The organism is Shewanella sp. ALD9 (assembly GCF_002836315.1).
Taxonomy (GTDB): Bacteria; Pseudomonadota; Gammaproteobacteria; order Enterobacterales; family Shewanellaceae; genus Shewanella.
Genome location: NZ_PJCD01000001.1, coordinates 283475 through 299832 on the forward strand (window position 1 = coordinate 283475; position 16358 = coordinate 299832).

Annotated in this window: 13 protein-coding genes; 6 read left to right on the forward strand and 7 right to left on the reverse strand. The window is 43.6% G+C overall.

Features of this window, described 5'->3' with window-relative positions; all coding sequences use genetic code 11:
* Positions 1–75: 75 nt before the first annotated feature.
* The 4 genes from CXF88_RS01365 (at position 76) to dauA (ending at position 5756) form a co-directional block, all read left to right on the forward strand.
* Entirely contained in the window at positions 76–2043 is a 1968-nt protein-coding gene (locus tag CXF88_RS01365; protein ID WP_101084997.1) for a transporter substrate-binding domain-containing protein, read from the forward strand.
* Between the two features lie 3 nt (positions 2044–2046).
* A complete protein-coding gene (locus CXF88_RS01370) occupies positions 2047–3426 on the forward strand; it encodes a sigma 54-interacting transcriptional regulator (protein ID WP_101084998.1) in 1380 nt (459 codons plus the stop codon).
* Positions 3427–3689: 263 nt separating this feature from the next.
* Entirely contained in the window at positions 3690–3884 is a 195-nt protein-coding gene (locus tag CXF88_RS01375) for a hypothetical protein (RefSeq protein WP_101084999.1), read from the forward strand.
* A 144-nt stretch (positions 3885–4028) separates the two neighbouring features.
* Complete coding sequence (gene dauA, locus CXF88_RS01380; RefSeq protein WP_101085000.1) at positions 4029–5756, forward strand: C4-dicarboxylic acid transporter DauA; 1728 nt, start codon at positions 4029–4031, stop codon at positions 5754–5756.
* A 68-nt stretch (positions 5757–5824) separates the two neighbouring features.
* Here dauA and CXF88_RS01385 read toward each other — a convergent pair whose 3' ends face one another.
* From CXF88_RS01385 to CXF88_RS01395, 3 genes are all read right to left on the reverse strand, one after another.
* Positions 5825–6340: a DUF6702 family protein gene (locus CXF88_RS01385; protein WP_101085001.1), complete on the reverse strand. Its 516-nt coding sequence runs from the start codon at positions 6338–6340 to the stop codon at positions 5825–5827.
* Positions 6340–8796, reverse strand: coding sequence for a M1 family metallopeptidase (locus CXF88_RS01390; RefSeq protein ID WP_197708398.1), 2457 nt, complete (start codon positions 8794–8796; stop codon positions 6340–6342). The genes CXF88_RS01385 and CXF88_RS01390 overlap by 1 nt, the downstream gene beginning before the upstream one ends.
* Before the next feature lie 174 nt (positions 8797–8970).
* Positions 8971–9762 carry a transporter substrate-binding domain-containing protein gene (locus CXF88_RS01395; protein WP_157822757.1) on the reverse strand — a complete coding sequence of 264 codons (792 nt, stop codon included), beginning with the start codon at positions 9760–9762 and terminating at the stop codon, positions 8971–8973.
* 195 nt (positions 9763–9957) lie between these two features.
* Here CXF88_RS01395 and CXF88_RS01400 point away from each other — a divergent pair, with 195 nt between their 5' ends.
* Both CXF88_RS01400 and CXF88_RS01405 read left to right on the forward strand, forming a co-directional pair.
* On the forward strand, positions 9958–10971 hold the full coding sequence (locus CXF88_RS01400; protein ID WP_101085003.1) for an NAD(P)H-quinone oxidoreductase: 1014 nt from the start codon (positions 9958–9960) through the stop codon (positions 10969–10971).
* A gap of 378 nt (positions 10972–11349) precedes the next feature.
* A complete protein-coding gene (locus CXF88_RS01405) occupies positions 11350–11787 on the forward strand; it encodes a hypothetical protein (protein ID WP_101085004.1) in 438 nt (145 codons plus the stop codon).
* Positions 11788–11906: 119 nt separating this feature from the next.
* On the opposite strand, the gene CXF88_RS01410 is transcribed toward CXF88_RS01405, so the two are convergent.
* The 4 genes from CXF88_RS01410 to CXF88_RS01425 all read right to left on the reverse strand — a co-directional run bounded on the left by CXF88_RS01410 (position 11907) and on the right by CXF88_RS01425 (position 16355).
* A complete protein-coding gene (locus tag CXF88_RS01410) occupies positions 11907–12320 on the reverse strand; it encodes a DUF2391 family protein (RefSeq protein ID WP_101085005.1) in 414 nt (137 codons plus the stop codon).
* Positions 12310–13344 (reverse strand): aldose epimerase family protein, encoded by a 1035-nt coding sequence (locus CXF88_RS01415; RefSeq protein WP_101085006.1) that lies wholly within the window; start codon positions 13342–13344, stop codon positions 12310–12312. Before CXF88_RS01415 ends, CXF88_RS01410 begins: the two co-directional genes overlap by 11 nt.
* A 25-nt stretch (positions 13345–13369) precedes the next feature.
* Positions 13370–14512 (reverse strand): galactokinase, encoded by a 1143-nt coding sequence (gene galK, locus CXF88_RS01420; protein WP_101085007.1) that lies wholly within the window; start codon positions 14510–14512, stop codon positions 13370–13372.
* A 172-nt stretch (positions 14513–14684) separates the two neighbouring features.
* Positions 14685–16355, reverse strand: a complete 1671-nt coding sequence (locus CXF88_RS01425) for a cation:proton antiporter family protein (protein WP_101085008.1) — start codon at positions 16353–16355, stop codon at positions 14685–14687.
* Between the last annotated feature and the right edge of the window lie 3 nt (positions 16356–16358).

Here is a 16358-nt window from a genome sequence, read left to right on the forward strand (position 1 = left end):
AAAACGTACATAATGATTTGCTAATTCGGGTAATGCTGCACAGTTTCAAGTGGAGAAAATAGGTAATATCGCGGCATGAAAACTCTATTGCTATTACTTATCATCATCACTATGCCGGTGCTCGCGCAAGACAGCATTGTCTTTGGCGTACACTCAAAAACAGCGCCATTAGAATGGCGGAATAACGGCGTTGATCAAGGCTTTAATATTGAGTTGATGGATAGAATTGGCCAGCTGACCAATAAGCGCATTATTGTACGTCGAAAGAGTTTTCAGCAATTGGTAAAAGATGTTCATGATCCTGACAGCGATATCGATGTGATTACTGTGGTTAGCCCGGTGAACATGGATCGCAAGTTAGCTCAATCTGATCCTATATATGCAACCCATGCTAAAGCTTATACTTTGCAAGGTAAGGCGTTAATAAACAATTGGGCAGATCTTGTTGGTAAGCGGGTTGCCATTAAAAATGGTGCCTTTGTTGATGTGTTTCTATCTGACCATCTGCAAAATTTTGACCGCGTGGATGTTGATTTGTATGAAACCGGTTTTCAATTACTGATAAAAAACCAAGTCGACGTGGTTATTGCTGAGAGCTTTGTTGCGCGGCGTTTACTTCCGCTATATCCATCGGTGCGAAGTTCCAGTGATGCGTTAATTTATGGTGCGTTTAATTTTGTCGCGAATGAGACAAAAACCGAACTGATGTACCAAATTAACGAGGCGCTTAGGCAGTTAAAATTATCGGGCGAATACGACAAACTGGTTAATAAATGGTTTGGCACCGGGCGTGAAAAAGTTGATTTAACCTCTTCCGAAAAGCGCATGTTTGCCCTCGCAATTTTAGTGGCGATTATGTCTGCTATTGGGATGATTTTCACCGGATTTATAAGCGCTAGTTTACGCCGTCATACTAAAGCGCTCGATGCCGAATTAATTCAACGAAAGCGGATTGAAGTTGAAATATCTGAATTGTCGCAACAGTTCCAATCTGTTCTCGATGGGCTTCCTAATGGCGTGACCATAGTAAACCAGGAACTCCAGCATTTATGGAGTAACGATAACAATATTCACCTGTTAGATTCAGATGGATTTTACTATGTCGACAACGATGTTTTTAAGCTTAAAGCCGCAGTATTGGAGGTGTTATCGACCCAAAAATCGCTTACTGCCGACATGCGGTATCAGCAGCAATTTTGGCAATTACAAATTCATCCCATTGCCAACAATCAGGTGGTGATTCTACTTGAAGAATCAACCGAGCAGCATCGATTACGCCAAGCTAATGAAGAAGCCAGTCGTTTAGCTTCATTGGGAGAGTTGTCTGCGGGAATTGCCCATGAAATCAATAATCCAACCGGCCTTATTGTGCATGCTGTATCACTATTTACCGCGGCCATGAAAGACTTAACGCCTGCCGCTAAGCATTATCAGAAACAAAATCCTTTCTGGTTAATTGCAGGGCTAAATCCAGACATTGCTATTGAAGAGTTACAGTATAGTTGTGGCTCTATAGAAGAGGGTGCTAAACGTATCAGTCGAATTGTTAATGACCTAAAACGTTACGCCATGCCGCATATTGCCGATCAATATACCCGAGTGAGCTTAAATGATGTGGTTCAAGTGGCCCAGCGCCTCACCGCGAATCAAACAAAATCTCATCAGATCAGCACCCTGTTATGTGACCCTAGCCCTAGCATTACAGGCGATGCTCAACAGTTACATCAGGTGTTAATTAACCTCATTCAAAATGCGTGTAATGCTTGCTCAACTCAGCCCGGGATAATAGTGATAGACACACATGTTGCAAACAATATGGCCATCTTGAGTATCCAAGATAATGGCTGCGGGATGGGCAGTGCCACATTAAAGCGTATTACCGAACCCTTTTTTACCACTAGGCGCAACGAAGGTGGTAGCGGCTTAGGGTTATCGGTGTGCAGTAAAATAATTAAAGAACATCAAGGCGAAATGCAGATTCAGTCTACCTTAGGCAAAGGCACGCAAATTCGACTTATTTTTGTATTAGCACAACAGGATTAGCCCATGAAACTAGCCAGAAATATTCTGTTAATCGACGACGAAGCTGCATGGTTACGCACACTCGCGATAACTCTGAACCGTCTAGTTCCCGAAGCTGAAATTGACACTTGTGTCGACAGTCGCCAGGTGAGTAGTCGCTTACAGGTTGGCGACTATGCGCTAGTGCTAGTCGATCTCACCATGCCATTTCACTCCGGTGAAGAGTTATTAGCGATGATCCGCAGTGATTTCCCTAACACTCGAGTCATTATAGTGACAGGGGTAAATGAGGTTGATACAGCAGTTCGTTGTATTAAAAATGGCGCTTATGACTACTTTATTAAAACAGACAATGTCGATGAACTTGCACGAACAGTTCGCCGTGCACTTGAAGTGGTCGGGCTTGAAAGAAACTACCTTTATATCAAAGAGAAATTTTTAAGCCGAACCTTAGATAACCCGCAAGCATTCAATAACATGTTAACTTGCGAGCCACAGCTATTAGATCAATTTCGCTATCTTGAAGCCGTATCATGTAGCCCTGAACCCTTGTTAATTTATGGCGCCAGCGGAACTGGTAAAAGCGAGTTTGCTCAATCTTGCCATGCACTTTATAGCCCTAATGAACCCTTCGTTAGCATTAATCTTGCGGGTATTAGTTGTGAGTCATTTGAGCAAAAAATGTGTGGTCAACTGTATCATCACAATAATGGCGAGCTAGAAGCAGTTGCAGGTTTATTGCATCAAGTGGGCCGTGGGGTACTCTATCTTAACGACATTGGCACGCTACCACTGGATGCCCAAATTAAGTTATTAGCGCTGTTAGAAAGCAAACAATATTACCCTTTAGGTAGCGACACAGCCTATCCGGTAAAATGTAAGTTTGTGGTATCAACTCAAGATGATTTACTCAAGCTTCATCAAGCAGGTAAGTTTAGGAGCGATCTACTCTACCGTTTACGGGCACATAAAATTAAATTACCGCTGTTAGCTGAAAGGCAGTTAGATATTGCTATGTTGATCAATCATTTTATCGCCCTAGCCGCAGCAGAAATGAATCTGCCTGTGCCGATTCAACCAAGCGACTTAGCGTCAAAACTCGCCAGTTACAACTTTCCCGGTAATCTACATGAACTTAAAGGAATGGTCTTTGATGCTGTAAGCCGCAGTGATGGCATAGCGCTTAACACCTCTGCTTTTATGGAAGCCATTAATGAACACAAGTCATTGACTGCAACGCCGCAAGACCGAATTATCTTTCCCAAACAACTGCCCACCATTGCACAGATGAACCAAGCGTTAATGGACGAAGCCATGAGCCGTACCGCTAATAACCAAACTGCAGCAGCGCAAATACTGGGTATCAGCCAAAGTGCATTAAGTAGGCGGCTTAAAGGGCATTAGCGCAAAACAATGCCCGATATTAAGAGCCAAAGCCGTTTTGTGACCTTCTCGTGTATTCAATCGCGAATCGCTAATTGATCTTTGCTGAGTTTTGCTAATGTGATCGGTTCGGTTGAATGACCATGCCACTATCACTAAAAAGTGGTCAATGTTCCAAACTCGTATTTCAATGAAAGTTTATTCCCACCTTAACCTCTCCTTAACCCGTCCATCAGTATGCTTGTTCCAATATGGTGTAATACACACGTTTGGAGATGCAGTTGATGATGGTAAAACCGACCTTACGAAAGGCGATGCTGGCACTGATGGTCATAAGCCTGTTGGGCTGTAGCGCTGTCGATAATGTCAATTACGCCGACCGAGCCAGTCAAGCTGAGGCGGATACGAGTCAGCGTTTGATTGAGCCGTTATTGGCTGCATCAAATACTCAAGATGCGCCGATGCAATCTGTAGTTTGATTAACGGATTTAGATAAACCGTGCATTATAATGTGATGATAATTATATTATCATCAGGTGTTAACTTAATTCGATTGTACTGTAAGGTAATCGGCCTATAATGAGGGGTATCTTGACGCCGTACTAGGTTATGGGATCGCCGCAATGAAATACCGCACACATTTATTTTCTCTTCGTATCGGGCATGCACTCCGAGAGTCTTTAAAAGACGCTCCCTACAATGCCAATGCATTCGCTAAAGATTTATTAGCCGGCTTAACCGTTGGCATTATTGCCATTCCACTGGCAATGGCACTTGCAATTGCCATTGGGGTCGCGCCGCAATATGGGTTATATACTGCCATTATTGCTGGGTTTGTTATTCCGCTCACCGGTGGCTCGCGTTACAGCGTGTCTGGCCCTACCGCCGCGTTTGTGGTGATCCTTTATCCCATAGTGCATCAATATGGTTTGTCAGGGTTATTGCTTGCCAGCCTGTTATCCGGACTAATGTTGATTATCATGGCGTTGTTTCGCTTAGGCCGTTTTATTCAATATATTCCCGAGTCGGTCACGTTGGGTTTTACCGGTGGTATTGCTGTTGTTATCGCAGTATTACAAGTGAAGGATTTTTTTGGTTTAAGCATTAGCGAAATGCCAGAAAGTTTTGTCGGTAAGGTGGCTACCTTGGTTCAAGAAATACCAGGGTTTTCTGGGCCAACATTGCTGGTGGGATTAAGCACCTTAGTAGTGTTTATTCTGTGGCCTAAACTCAAGTTGGCGGTACCCGCACATCTTCCTGCCGTGGTTGTTGCGAGCATTGTGGCGCTGGTACTAAATCAACTCGGTTTTCATGTGGCGACAATTGGTTCTACGTTCAGCTTTACCTTAGCCGACGGCTCAATCGGGGCGGGCATTCCCTCTATGCTGCCTGACTTTGAATGGCCTTGGTTTCGCGCGCAATCCGGTGAAGTGCCATTGGTACTCACTTGGCAATTAGCCAGTGACCTATTGTCTGCCGCCTTTGCGATTGCCATGTTAGGCGCCATTGAATCGTTACTGTGTGCAGTGGTGTTAGACGGCATGTCAGGTAAAAAACACAGCGCCAATAGCGAATTACTTGGCCAAGGTATCGGTAATATTATCGCGCCATTTTTTGGCGGTATTACCGCGACTGCTGCTATTGCTCGTTCGGCAGCTAACTATAAGTCGGGCGCGGTAAGCCCAATCGCGGCCATGATCCATGCGGTGGTGGTGTTAGTGTCTTTATTATCGCTCAGTACTGTTTTAGCTTATATCCCCATGGCGGGCATGTCGGCGCTGCTTATCATGGTGGCATGGAACATGAGCGAAGCGCCTAAGATTGTCCATCTGGTTAAAAAAGCCCCTGCCAGTGAAATACTGGTGTTGATGGTGTGTTTATTACTGACCATATTCTTTGACATGGTGATTGCGATCAGTGCAGGGATCATTTTGGCGTCGTTATTATTCATGAAACAAGTGGCTGATATGACCAAGGTGCAAGACATTAGCGAGCAGAAGAAACACATTCATGTTGAATTACCGCCGCGTTGGAAAGTGTTTAAAATCAATGGACCATTATTTTTTGCTGCCGCCGACAGTGTCTTTGGCGAGTTGGCGCATTTGAGTGGCGACCAAGATGGGGTGGTGTTGTATTTTGATGGGGTATCGCTTTTAGATTCTGGTGGTGTCTCGGCGCTGTATAAGTTTATTGCTAAATGTAAGCATGATAATACTCGGGTATTGTTGGCCGATTTTCAATTTCAGCCACTTAAAACCTTAGCCAAAGCAGGCTTTAAGCCTGACGGCGTGCAGTGCGTGACGTATTCAACCTTGGCAGGTGCGCTAGACGATGTGGTGGCTGGAGCTTAAAATCACCATAAAGGCTGACAAACCAGTATGGTGTTTTCGATAAACTAGCTGCGATAACGTTTTGTCAGTTATTGGGCTGGTTTAGCCACTTCAATATAATGCCAGGAGTCTGCAATGTGCAGCCTTGCTGAAGTCACACGTTTATTCCGCTCGACATTAATGTGGTTAGTTTGCTCTGACCACAACTCTTGCAGGGCGGTCATCTTAAGATAAAAACCATCCATATTAGTGGTGATCGGCGTTTCCTGATAAACCCACAAATACTTGCCCTGTAACTCGGTGCCAACATAGGTCAGCGTTAACGGATGTTGCTGCTGATCCTGCATCGAAAACGTCGAAATAGCATAATAAGCAAACGCTTCACGGCCAACGGGATCGCCGATCAGATCGGTACTTTTATCGATCACTTGTTGGGCTGCGTGTTCAGCATCGTGTAAATAAAACCGATGCTGGACTTCTAGCATGCCGCTACGCTGATTAAATACAATACTGGTGTAAGCTTCTTTTTGCTGGTGGGCCGTGGCATTGCCCGCCAGCAAACCTAACGCGATAGCCATGAATCCTGCATAAAATGATAGACGCATTATTTCTTCTTCACTTTTATTTCAGGCTCTTTCAGGGCTTCTTTATTGTCATGCATAATGTCGCGATACTTATTGCCCTTACGTTCCTCTTCTTTAAAGGCTTCAATGCGTGAGGGAATAATTTGTCTTGGGTAATAGTTGTTTTCAATATCGACATCGGCTGTTTCGCCGCGACGATCAACCACGGCAGACACTAAGATTTTGTCTTTGTCGGTAACAATGAGCTTACTGACTTCAAACGGTGAACGGCGCCAAATTTCTGCAGGCAGCACCAATGACTCGGTATCACCGTTTTCAAACGTGAGTTCGAGTAAAATTGGCATCACTAAGCCACCTAAATTGGCAAAGTTAAACACATAATAGTTTTTATCTTCTTTGAGTGCGCGTGCGAGTGTTTGTTGCTCCCACGGGTCTAGCTCGGCGTGTTTTTTGTTATACTTGTTGCGCTCTTTATTGGTCACGCTAAATTGATCATATTGGTCATGATAATCAACGTTATCTGAATTAAGTTCTACCCAGGTTTTTAGGCCACTTTGTTGGTTACGCTCAACCGAATAAGGCATGGGTTTGTCTTTATAATCTTGGCGACGACGATCAAAATCAATATCAGGATTATTGCTGTCTAAGCGCAGTTTATAAATGCGATCTAGCGAGATATCAACATGATCTGTGGTGTAAAACCAGCCACGGAAAAACCAATCTAAGTCGACGCCAGAGGCTTCTTCCATGGTGCGGAAAAAGTCGCTTGGAGTAGGGCGCTTGTTCATCCAGCGACGGCTGTACTCTTGAAAGGCAAAATCGAATAGCTCACGGCCTAATACCACTTCACGTAAAATGTTGAGTGCCACAGCAGGTTTAATATAGGCGTTTGGACCAAGCTGTAACACGCTGTCTGACTGCGTCATCACCGGCACTTGCACATTAGACTTCATGTACTCAATAACGTCACTTGGCTCACGCCCCCACGGTAAATTAGGGTCCCATTCGCGGGTGGCTATGCCGTCTAAAAAGCTGTTTAAGCCTTCGTCCATCCACGTCCATTGGCGCTCGTCTGAGTTCACAATCATTGGGAAATAGTTATGGCCGACTTCGTGGATTACTACGCCGATTAAGAATTGTTTTTCCGACAAGGTATAAGTACGGCTTTCATCGTCGTGCCAAATGGTGCGTGGACCATTAAAGCTGATCATCGGGTATTCCATGCCGCCAACAGGGCCGTTTACACTAATGGCCGCAGGGTAGGGATAATCGAAGGTAAAGCGCGAATAGACTTCAAGGGTGTGAATAACCGATGCAGTTGAATAACGCTGCCAAAGTTCTCCACCTTCTTTAGGATAAAACGACATTGCCATCACTTGTGGGTTCTGGCTGCCTTTTTGTTGGTAACCTTGAGCATCCCAAATAAATTTACGTGAAGATGCCCAAGCAAAGTCGCGTACATTTTCAGCTTTAAAATGCCATGTTTTATTGCTTTTAGCAGTGCTTGACTCGTTAGTAATTGCTTCGTCTTCTGAGACAATAAATACAGGCTTTTTGGCTGTTTTAGCTTTATCTAAACGGTTGATTTGTTCAGGTGATAACACCTTTTTGCTGTTTTGTAATACGCCAGTGGCTGTGACGATGTGGTCGCTGGGTACGGTCATACTGACATCGTAATTACCAAACTCGAGGGTAAACTCGCCGCTGCCTAAAAACTCTTTATTGTGCCACGCTTCGTAGTCGGAATAGCTGGCAACTCGCGGAAACCACTGCGCCAATAAGAAGATGTCATTACCGCCTTTACGCTTGTCGTCAGGGAAGTGCTCGTAACCCGAACGCGCGCCAACTGCGTCTTCTTCTAAAATGTTATAGCCATAATTAATGTGTAACTGCGTCGATTTATTGTGGCTTAACGGGGTGGGTAAATCGACGCGCATTTGGGCGCCGACAATAGTGTATTTTAAAGGCTTATTATTAGTGTCAGTAACAGCCGCTATTTGATAACCCAAGTTATTGTCAGCTAAAAATTGTTGGCGACGAAGATCACCTAAACTGATTTTGGCAAAGGCATTATCACCGTAAGTGTTGTTAGCACTAACACTACCATCCACGCCATTAAATGCGGCGCTGCGTTCAGATATCGAATCTGATTTAAAACGATTTTGTTCTAGCTGTAACCATAGATATTTGAGCGTATACGGTGAGTTGTTGTGATAAGTAATCACTTGCTCGCCTTGAATGCGACGCTTTTTTTCATCCAGAGTGACATCGATTTTATAATCAACTTGTTGTTGCCAGTAGTCTTTACCTGGTTCGCCAGCAGCATTGCGGTAATCGTTTGGTGTTGGGAGGCTCTCTTCAAGTTGACGAAACTTGTCTACAAAATGACCTTTGCTTTGGACAATTTCAGAAGCCGAACTGGTAATAATAACTGAACTGGTTAATGCCAGTAACAGCAGCTGACGATACACGCGCATAAATACTCCTTTGACGTCAGCAAGCTGATGCCAATAATCCCAAAATGATGATTTGTTATATTTTTTGTAGGCGGAGTGTAACTAAATTGACCCTGTTATGCAGTGATTAGAGTGTTACGAAGTTTTGCACCTTGCTGATGCCAATTCCGTATGGCATAACAACAGCAAGCGAGATTAATTGAAAATAGGCAGGAATTTTTGCAGGTTTTTATGGCGGGCCTCGTCAGAAGTCAGTTCAGGTAATATTTTGTATTTACTCATAATCTGCTGATATTCGCCATTGGCTTTTAGCATGTCGATGCCGTTAGCAAAGGTTACAGCATAAGCTTTATTGTGTGGATTAAAGCCAACATATAAAGGCACCGGTTTGCCTATAGTGCCAGCGTAGCGAAGTTGCTTGGTTAAGTTTAATTGACTCGCGGTGTACTCAATGACATTTTTGTTGTCGATGATGACCGAATGACGTCCTTTTACCAGCCGAATAATATTCATCGCTAATGGGTCTCTACCCGAGGCAAAGTAGGTATTAGAATGTGCAGCAAACCAAGCATCGAGCTCAACACCATAGTCATAGCCAGTGACGACAGCAGCTTGTTGAGTGCTATTAAGGTCGGTAATCTGCTCAAATGTTTCATTACTATCAACAAGAGTATAAAAGTCATTGCTGTTATAGCCGACAATCACATCAGCATTAATCAATTGGTTTTCGGCAATGGCGTTCGGCGTCAATGCCAGTACAGCATCAATGTTGTTTCTTTGCAGTTCAATCAGTGCGCGTTTATAAGGAAGAATCTGAAATTCAATCGGTTGGCCTTGGATTTCAAAAGCGCGACGTGTGAGTTCTACAACGTAGCCTGTTTGGTTGTTGCAGATATAAGGACACCAAATATCAGATGCGATACGGATAGGTGTAGCATGGGCGTGAATACTGAAAATAGACAGTAAAACGAACAGGTACTTTAACAAGTATTTTGCTCCATGTGTTGAACGGGCGGGTATATTAATGGTTTAAAGAGTATAGGCAATCTTTTTTGATTAAAAAAAATACTACTTTATGTTTTGCTAACAAACATGCCGATTTTGTGAACAGGTAACCGGTGCCAGTAACAGGCTATTCATTATAGTTACATTTTAATAACAATTAACCAAGGTGATATTTTTATGGCAATTTTAAACAGAACATTTACTCATGTAGTGGTTGAGCAGCCTGGCGAACCCAGTGCGATGACCATGACTAGATCGACACTTGCGATGCCAACAGAAGGCCAGGTGACGATTAAGGTGCATGCCGCTGGAGTTAATGGACCTGACATTAAACAGCGCGTTGGCGCTTATCCACCGCCAGCAGATGCCAGCCCGATTATCGGGCTAGAAGTGGCTGGTGAAATTGTTGCCGTGGCAGACGATGTTACCCAATGGAAAGTGGGCGATAAAGTGTGTGCCTTAGTGCCTGGTGGCGGTTATGCCGAATTAGTGAATACTTACGCAGCGCATTGTTTACCCATTCCTACCGGTTACAGTTTTGTGCAAGCTGCCGCGTTGCCAGAAACTTTTTTTACCGTGTGGGGTAACTTGTTTATTCGTGGTGGACTTAACGCGGGTGAAACGGTACTTATTCATGGCGGTTCTGGCGGTATCGGTACGACCGCAATTCAAATGGCGAGTCGTTTAGGCGCAACGGTATTTGCGACCTCTGGCAGTGCAGAGAAATGCCAATACTGTCTTGATCAAGGTGCTAGCGTAGCGATTAACTATAACGAGCAGCACTTTGTTGAGCCGATTTTAGAAGCAACAAATGGATTAGGCGTTAACGTGATTATGGATATTGCAGGTGGCGACTTTATTAACGAAAACCTCAAAGCGATTGCTACCGACGGACGTATGGTGTCGGTTGCCATGCAACGTGGTCCACAAGCAAACGTGGATATTTTCCGTATTATGGCTAAACGAGTGATTTGGACAGGGTCAACGTTACGACCACAAAGCGTGGCGAATAAAGCCCTTATTGCTCAAGGTTTGGCAGAGTTCGTATGGCCGTTATTAAATAGCGGTAAAATGAGCATTCCAATTGATAGTGTGTTCCCATTCTCGCAAGTGGTGCAGGCACATGAACTAATGGAGTCGGGCACACACAAAGGCAAGATAGTGTTAGATCTACAAGCTGATCCTCGTTAAGTAAATGAATACCCTTATCAATACACATATTAATATTGTGGTTTTAATCAGCGATATATTTTGATAAAAAACTTGAAGCTTGATGTTTTTAAGCTAAAGTCGTGATCACAAAGTGATTGGCCTGAAACGGGTTAATCACTTTTGTGAGGCGTTTATTTTGTGAGAAAAATGACGATAAAGTGTTAAAAATTGACGACAACCAACATTTTTATGCGATTACTCGAAAATTTCATCGTTTTAGGCATTGATTCTCAGAAATATTCTGTTTAAATACCCACACAAATACAGAACAGATAATCGTGGCGCAGTATGAAGATGTTATCTTCAATAATCCTGCATCATTTTTAGAATATGTGTTGATTAAGGGCGTTAGCATATATGTATAACACTGCAAAAAAACAACTTTGGTTTGGTGAATTAAGAACATCGAAAGGTAACACTATCGTCGTTCATGATAATCAATTGCCAGAAGCGTCACCAGGGCGCATTTTCATGTACAACACTATCCGTAATACGATTGTGGAGTACGTAGAAGACATCGTTAAAGTTAACTTACACGACTTAGACGAGCAACAAACAAAAGCCGCTATGGCTGAGTTTGGCGATGCTTGGAAGGTGGCACGTAGTGAGTTTATGGCAAAGCATCAGTTACGAATTGATTTATCAAAAGTACCCGATACAGCGCCACCGCGTAAGGCTAAACCGGCTCCAGAGCCAGATGAACCGATTAACGCCGATGATGACATTCCAGAATTTGATGATTCAGATGATGACAATGATAGCTTTGATGACATGGGTGATAGCGTAGACGATTAAACCTGCAGATAACATTGAGTCTCTGGCTCAGTGTATTGCGTGGTCTATGTTATTATCCTGCTTATATCTGCTATAGATTACTGACCATATAAGGAATAATTTATTATTCCTTATATGGTTTATTCTTTGTCGAAACTGTCGACAATAATCGCACCCATGGACGCGGGCATCGCGATTAAAATAATCCGTTTTAACGCTAAAATTGGGTCGGTGATTAATGGCAATTTATCTAATGCCAATAGCACAATGCTGACCACCAATAACGTTAATATATACGCTGCAATTACCCGCAACAAAAATGCTCGTCTACGCTTAACAATATTTGCCTGAAACACACTCTGATAAGCAAACAGAGTAATAAATGCCAGCGACAATACCACCACCAATACCAAATTTAATGCAGGCAAACTGGCCGACAATCTCCATGCTTCTTCAGAAAATGCAATCGGCACTGACAGGGCAAAAGCCCCAACAGCAATTTGACCAATATCTTCGGCATTAAAATTGGATTTTACTGGCTGATTATTCTGCATCAAACTGATATCGAGTGATGTGGTGATAAACCTTGCCAGGTGTTACCCACACATCGCCGGGCAAGTCAGGTTGATTCGGCGAGTCGGGTAGCATTTGCGGTTCAATACACACAGCTTGATGATCGCTTAATACTCGCTGCTTTTTGCCTACAGTGCCCTGCAAAAAGTTTGCGCCGTAAACCTGCACCCCAGGCTGGTTAGTATAAACCGTCATATTACGGCCGCTATTCGGGCTGGCTAAACAACCAAATCGTTGTAAATCTGCACCGGGATTATCTAACACATAGCAATGGTCAAAACCCTTGGTGGCAGCTAATGCTGGGCGCTCAGTTTGTACCGACATCGGCGTGGCTTTTGCCATGTCTAAATCGCTACCTGCGGTAGGTTGCATTGCGGTAGGTACGCCAACATCATTCATTGTGAGGTACTTTTTAGCATCCACTTGTAAGGTATGCTGTGTATTGGTGTCGCTGCGATTACCGTCTAAATTAAAGTAGCTGTGTTGGGTTAAACTAATGGGACAGGCTTTATCGGTGCTGGCCAGCATTTCAATGTACAAGTTATTACCCACTAAACGGTAATCGAGTTGCACAGTACAATTGCCCGGAAATCCCATGTCGCCGTCTGGGCTCATTAAGGTTAAGCGAACCCCATCACTTAAGGTACCGAGTTGCCACAATTTTCGATTAAAGCCCTCAACACCACCGTGCAAACAATTGCTCGCTTGATTTACGCTAAGTTGATATTGATGGCCATCATATTGGGTTTTACCATTGGCAATTCGATTGCTATAACGTCCTGCTATCGCGCCTAAATAGGCTTGTTGAGCTAGATAATCTTCGACATTGTCGCAGCCTAAGACGATATTTTTGCGTTCACCGTTACGATCTGGAGTCCATAATGATCGAATGATGCCGCCTAAACTTAATACTTCAAGTGCGATGATGCCATTATCAATTCTAACCCGTTCAATCTCACCACCACGGGGATCTTGCCAAGGTTCCAGCACACTAAAACGTACCATTTATGCCTCTCTAATCTGTAAATTGTTAACCGATGCGTCCTGCACCGCCACTTGCTGAACATAAGTATATTGTTGCTTCGATGCCAGTTTGCTTAAAATATTGGTTTTCAACTAGGTTAATCACCTCATCGGTGAGGTCATGATTAACCAGCGCCAATACGCAGCCATCGCTCATACGCACGCCGCCTTTCTCACCGATTAAAGTGGCAATCATGCTCACTAAGGTGTCAATGTCGGCAGTGATAATGTCAAAGTCATCGCGCATAGATGCTTGAGACTGTGCCATTAACTGACTAAAACGAGCAATATTGTTTTGTTGCAAAGCTCTGGCGGCATTACTCGTACGTTGATTTTCGGTGATGATATGGCGCGCTCGACGAAATTGGACATCGCTGAGTAAGTCTTTATCTGCTGTGAGTAAGCTTAATGATAAATCACGCAGAGAATCGAGACCAAGTAACTTGGTTATCTGATTACACTCTTGTTTGCGTTGCTCAAATTGTTGGGTAAAACCATGACGGTCTTGTTTTAAGTCGATTACGATTAAGCTGAGTTCTTCAGGTAATAGCACTGATTCGCTTTCTAATTCTAAGCAATCAATCAATAAGGCGTGATCAGGCTCTGCCATCGCGCTAATGATTTGGTCCATCATGCCGCAATCTAACAGCATAAATTGGCTTTCGCCACGCTGAGCCAATTGGGCAATAGCGATAGGTGATAAGTTTAGCTGGCTGGCATAACTGATTGCAGTACCAAAAGCGATTTCAAGCGCTGCCGACGATGATAAACCTGCTCCCAGCGGCACGTCACCCACAATGGCTAAGTCTAAGCCTTTGGCTCGTAACCCCGATTGGTTCATGGCGGCGGTAACGCCTTTTAGATAGTGGCTCCAATCATCGCCTGCAGCAACGGGGCCTTCTTCACCAAAGTGCCATTGCTTAATTTCCCCAGGAAACGCCGTTGTCACAGCGCGAAATAAATTATCATCGCGATGCTTAACAGCAATAACAGTATGAAAATTAATTGCGGCGGGTAATGCGAGGCCTTCGTTATAGTCGGTATGCTCGCCCATAATGTTAACTCGCCCGGGCGCCTGGTATAAATCATCTGGCTTGGTGCCAAATGTACGAACAAATAATTTAGTCGCGCGTTGAGCAGGGTTTGACATACTTCAAAAAATCCAACAAAGGGTGACATGGAAAGACTTGTTACTTGAGTTATAGCATGACTTAACCGTGTCTGTAACTGAGATTTTTTTATCTGAAGCAAAATTGAAAATATGCGGTAGTAAACAAAAACGCCTAGAGAGTTATCTAGGCGTTTGCAATTGTTGATTAGTTTTATGATGGCAACTCAGATGTCGTTTCATTTATTGCCGATTGATTTGGCTTATCACTACTAGCAGCAACTGAACTTGGAACCAGTTCTGGCGGTGAATCGAGTAGCTCTTTAATCACATGGTCTACAAAACCGGCACCTGCAGCTTCATACAAGTTATACACAGTATTAACACCAGATTCTTTTAATGACTCGGCATCTTCAGCGTATTGCACAATCGCGCTGATTTTCCCCTCGTAATTAAGCTTTTGCAGTTGTTGCACTGCAAACAAATTACCCGCGTGATGTGGCATTGCCAATAGTACTAACTCTAAGTGTGGCGCTCGTTCAAGCTTGACCCAAAAGTCAGTATCGCTAGCGTCACCTTGCACAACATTACGGCCTTCATTTCGATGAAAATCAACCAATTCTTGTTTGTGTTCAATCCCTAAAATTTCGCCGGTGTATTTGGCGCGTAATTCATCATATGCCCCAGAACCAATACGGCCCATACCCAAGATCAAAAAGCGTGGATTACCAATACGGATTTGTCTGTCTTCTGGGTGTAATGGGTGGCGTTCGAGTTTGGTTAATTTAGACTGGAAACGCTGATAAATATTACTGACGTTATTATTAAACGGCGCTGCAAATAAAAAACTAATACTTAATGCCACTGCAATAATGATCAACCATTCTGGTGGTAACCAACCTTTGTGTGCCGCGACTGCTGCTACGATTAAACCAAACTCACTGTAGTTACCTAAGTTAAACGAGGCGAGCAGCGAGGTTCGCGACCGCAGCTTAAAGCGAGTTAGCAGATAGACAAACATCAAAATTTTCACTGGAATTAGCGCAACTAAAATCGCCGCTAAACCAATATCGGCTAAGGTCGGCAATCCATTTAACCCAATAGTTAAGAAAAATGCGACTAAGAATAACTCTTTAAAGAAATAAATAGATTTGGCTAATTCAGATGATTTAGCATGCCCAGCGAGTAAAATACCCACAATCAATGTGCCTAAATCGGGTTTTAAACCGACGGCTTCAAATAACCATGCCCCCACCACTAATGCCATAACAAGGCCAAACAATACCAACATTTCGCCGTGGCCGACCCGATCAAATATTTTATAAATAAGCGGTCTTGCAAGCGGTAGTAATAACAATGCAAATGCCCAAACCGACGGGATGTTACCTTTAGAAATGGTTAAAAATATCACCGCGAAGATGTCTTGCATAATCAAGATACCAATCGCGACTCGGCCATAGAGCGACTGCATATCACCGCTATCTTCAAGCACTTTTACCGCAAATACGGTACTGGAAAAACTTAATGCAAAGGAAATTAACATCAGTTGATTGAAGCTGTATCCGTCGAGCTGTTCAATGCCTAAAAAGCCCAATAACTTCAGCACTGGCACAAAAAATAGAATCGAACCAATTAAATGTAAGCTTGAACCCGCCCAAACTTCGGCTTTAAACAGGCTTTTAAGGTCAAGTTTAAGACCAATAGAAAACAACAATAAGGTGACACCTAAGTCAGCAAGTTGCTGCAAAATAGGTAAGCTAGTGTCTTCAATGCCTAAGGTGAACAATACAAAACCAGCAGCAAGATAACCAATCAGCGGCGGTAAACCCACTCGGCTGACAAGCATTCCGCAAAGTAGGGTGATAATCAGGATAGCGGGTTCCATAAA

What these genes read in the sequence shown, in the direction of transcription:
- galK (WP_101085007.1), bottom strand. Translation starts at nt 14,512, where the DNA reads ATGTCAAACCCTGCTCAACGCGCGACTAAATTATTTGTTCGTACATTT.
- CXF88_RS01425 (WP_101085008.1), bottom strand. Translation starts at nt 16,355, where the DNA reads ATGGAACCCGCTATCCTGATTATCACCCTACTTTGCGGAATGCTTGTC.
- CXF88_RS01410 (WP_101085005.1), bottom strand. Translation starts at nt 12,320, where the DNA reads ATGCAGAATAATCAGCCAGTAAAATCCAATTTTAATGCCGAAGATATT.
- CXF88_RS01390 (WP_197708398.1), bottom strand. Translation starts at nt 8,796, where the DNA reads ATGCGCGTGTATCGTCAGCTGCTGTTACTGGCATTAACCAGTTCAGTT.
- CXF88_RS01400 (WP_101085003.1), top strand. Translation starts at nt 9,958, where the DNA reads ATGGCAATTTTAAACAGAACATTTACTCATGTAGTGGTTGAGCAGCCT.
- CXF88_RS01405 (WP_101085004.1), top strand. Translation starts at nt 11,350, where the DNA reads ATGTATAACACTGCAAAAAAACAACTTTGGTTTGGTGAATTAAGAACA.
- CXF88_RS01365 (WP_101084997.1), top strand. Translation starts at nt 76, where the DNA reads ATGAAAACTCTATTGCTATTACTTATCATCATCACTATGCCGGTGCTC.
- CXF88_RS01385 (WP_101085001.1), bottom strand. Translation starts at nt 6,340, where the DNA reads ATGCGTCTATCATTTTATGCAGGATTCATGGCTATCGCGTTAGGTTTG.
- CXF88_RS01370 (WP_101084998.1), top strand. Translation starts at nt 2,047, where the DNA reads ATGAAACTAGCCAGAAATATTCTGTTAATCGACGACGAAGCTGCATGG.
- dauA (WP_101085000.1), top strand. Translation starts at nt 4,029, where the DNA reads ATGAAATACCGCACACATTTATTTTCTCTTCGTATCGGGCATGCACTC.
- CXF88_RS01415 (WP_101085006.1), bottom strand. Translation starts at nt 13,344, where the DNA reads ATGGTACGTTTTAGTGTGCTGGAACCTTGGCAAGATCCCCGTGGTGGT.
- CXF88_RS01375 (WP_101084999.1), top strand. Translation starts at nt 3,690, where the DNA reads ATGATGGTAAAACCGACCTTACGAAAGGCGATGCTGGCACTGATGGTC.